Raw genomic sequence first — 2,243 nt, forward strand, 5'->3', positions numbered from 1 at the left:
TCTGTCCTATCCTCATCAAATTCAGCCTGCTTAACTTCTCCTGCAACTCCTCATAACTCGTTAATTTACCCATCCTTTTGCCTCCTTTATTCTGATATTTGGTCATAAATCTTTAATGACCTGGTTTAGCTGGTAGGCTGGAGGGCAAAGCCTCCAACCCCCAATCGTCGCCAAATTTGTTAGACAACATAACAAATTCTTTTAAACCATACGTCTTTCTCGTAGTTAGCGACCCCGTATAGTTGCTCTATGGTAGAGAGAAGTTTCTATTTATACACAAGCACATACCTTAAGGAATTCTTCTTCAAATGAGAGTAACCCCATTTTCTTGAAGCGGTGTATAGGGAAGCGTTTGTTGTCAGTCCTCCACTTTCTTGAAAACTTGAAGCTTCTCAGCCTCATACGCAACCAACAGTCTAATCTTCGATATGTCTTCTGCATATCGCCAAGCCAAAAGTAATTGACATTCCCTCTGATGACAGGATTTAACTTATCAATAACGGTCTTAAGATTAACTCCTTGTGTGCGTTTAGTTATTTCTCTGATGTTGTCCTTGAGCTTACCCAGTGACTTATCTCTTATTCCCTTATACTTGCCACTGAATTTATATCCAAGAAACCCGAAACCTCTTTTGAAATTAGTTAGCTTGGTTTTATCCTCGCTTAATTTCAATCCAAGTTTTCCTTCGACAATCTCTTTGACTAAGGATAGGGCGACAGGTAGTTGAGCCTCTGTCTTTGTCATAACCATAAAGTCATCGGCATATCTGACAAACTTATATCCTGCCTTTTCCAGCTCCTTGTCAATAACATCTCCCACAAGGTTTGCCAGTAACGGAGATATGACCCCACCTTGAGGTGTGCCTTCGTTTGTCTCATAGAAGATATTATCTTCCATTACCCCTGCCTTGAGCATATTGGTAATACTGTTTAACACCCAACCATCAGCAATTTTTTCACGCAGTCTATCCAGTATAAGTTTATGGGGTATGGTGTCATAGAATGCCAATATCAGCATCTAAAACATATCTATACCCTTGTTCCTTATACTCTTCCACCCTCTTGATAGCATCGTGACAGCTTCTTTTAGGTCTAAATCCAAAACTGTTATCTGAGAATTCGTTCTCAAATATAGGTTCTATGATTTGCCTAAATGCCTGCTGTATAACCCTGTCTCGGACAATTGGAATGCCTAATGGTCTCTTGTCATTCCTGCCTTTAGGTATATATACCCTTAAAACAGGAGAAGGTTTGTATATCTCTGTCTTTAGCTCACGATGAATATTTATGATATTCATCTCCAGATTAGCCTCAAACTGCTTTATACTTACCCTGTCAAGACCTGCTTTGCCTTTATTCTTCTTTACCTGTTGAAAGGCAGAATAAAGGTTATTTAGACTGAATACCTTGTCCCTTAATGAATGCCACTTATGCATCTCTTTAAACTTTTCCTCCTGGATAGTCTCCGAATTGTCCATTTATCAACCGTGTTTCCCCAGTTTACCCCTTCTGATACTTCTGATACGGCAGAGGTTACCGCTTTTGTTCAGATTATCAGTGGTTATACCTGCTGAGCGTATTAAATGGACATCTTTGGCTACCTCCTATACGGTTATGTTCCTTCATCCTGATTTTCTCAAGATTACTATGAACAATGCTGACGACTCTAAAGATGGACATTTGAGAGATAAACATCCATCACCACCTCATAAAGATTGGATTTCGGATTTCCCTTATACCGCTCTCTTAGTCTTAATTAAAAGACAAGATGTGAGTCCTCCTTTGGTCATATGGATTACCCATTTTCCTTCCGTGATGTATGTTTAAACGCATTACCCAGAGATGCTTTAACCTAACCTATTTTTACACCTCCGACAAGGACATTGCCAGTGCTTCGCTGAGAAAGGGCAGTTGGCACGAGTTAATACGCCATAATCATACACCCCAATAGGTCATCTGTAATTCGTCACTCCATCATATCACCTCACGATGATACCCTGTCTTTCTGTAGATACGAATTGCTCCTTTATCTACATAATTACAAACTTCTATACAAGGATTAGGTTTGCATAGGTGGTATTCCCAACCACTCGGGTATCCCATACTTCAAAGCACACCTTAACTCGAATCTCTCCTACATACAATCTAACTAATCTGCTTGAACCTGCATATCCTAACCCATTTATCTCTCGAAATAGTCGACTGGCGGTCAACATCGGTTCTCCTTCTATCTTCATCCGTAGA

General features: G+C 40.0%; 4 protein-coding genes. 1 reads left to right on the forward strand and 3 read right to left on the reverse strand.

Going from position 1 to position 2,243, the window contains the following annotated elements:
* Positions 1-270: 270 nt before the first annotated feature.
* Both AB1422_18930 and AB1422_18935 read right to left on the reverse strand, forming a co-directional pair.
* Positions 271-1,017 carry a reverse transcriptase domain-containing protein gene (locus AB1422_18930; GenBank protein MEW6621376.1) on the reverse strand — a complete coding sequence of 249 codons (747 nt, stop codon included), beginning with the start codon at positions 1,015-1,017 and terminating at the stop codon, positions 271-273.
* Positions 995-1,477 carry a reverse transcriptase domain-containing protein gene (locus AB1422_18935; GenBank protein MEW6621377.1) on the reverse strand — a complete coding sequence of 161 codons (483 nt, stop codon included), beginning with the start codon at positions 1,475-1,477 and terminating at the stop codon, positions 995-997. The genes AB1422_18930 and AB1422_18935 overlap by 23 nt, the downstream gene beginning before the upstream one ends.
* Positions 1,478-1,541: 64 nt before the next feature.
* Here AB1422_18935 and AB1422_18940 point away from each other — a divergent pair, with 64 nt between their 5' ends.
* Complete coding sequence (locus AB1422_18940) at positions 1,542-1,826, forward strand: hypothetical protein (protein MEW6621378.1); 285 nt, start codon at positions 1,542-1,544, stop codon at positions 1,824-1,826.
* A gap of 221 nt (positions 1,827-2,047) precedes the next feature.
* On the opposite strand, the gene AB1422_18945 is transcribed toward AB1422_18940, so the two are convergent.
* Positions 2,048-2,243 (reverse strand): hypothetical protein (locus AB1422_18945; protein ID MEW6621379.1); only part of this gene is annotated, 196 nt, incomplete at its 5' end.

It is taken from the genome of bacterium (assembly GCA_040757115.1).
GTDB lineage: Bacteria > UBA9089 > CG2-30-40-21 > CG2-30-40-21 > SBAY01 > JBFLXS01.

Bases quoted from the DNA above. Each gene is read 5' to 3' on its own strand.
- AB1422_18930 (MEW6621376.1), bottom strand. From the start codon at position 1,017: ATGCTGATATTGGCATTCTATGACACCATACCCCATAAACTTATACTG.
- AB1422_18935 (MEW6621377.1), bottom strand. From the start codon at position 1,477: ATGGACAATTCGGAGACTATCCAGGAGGAAAAGTTTAAAGAGATGCAT.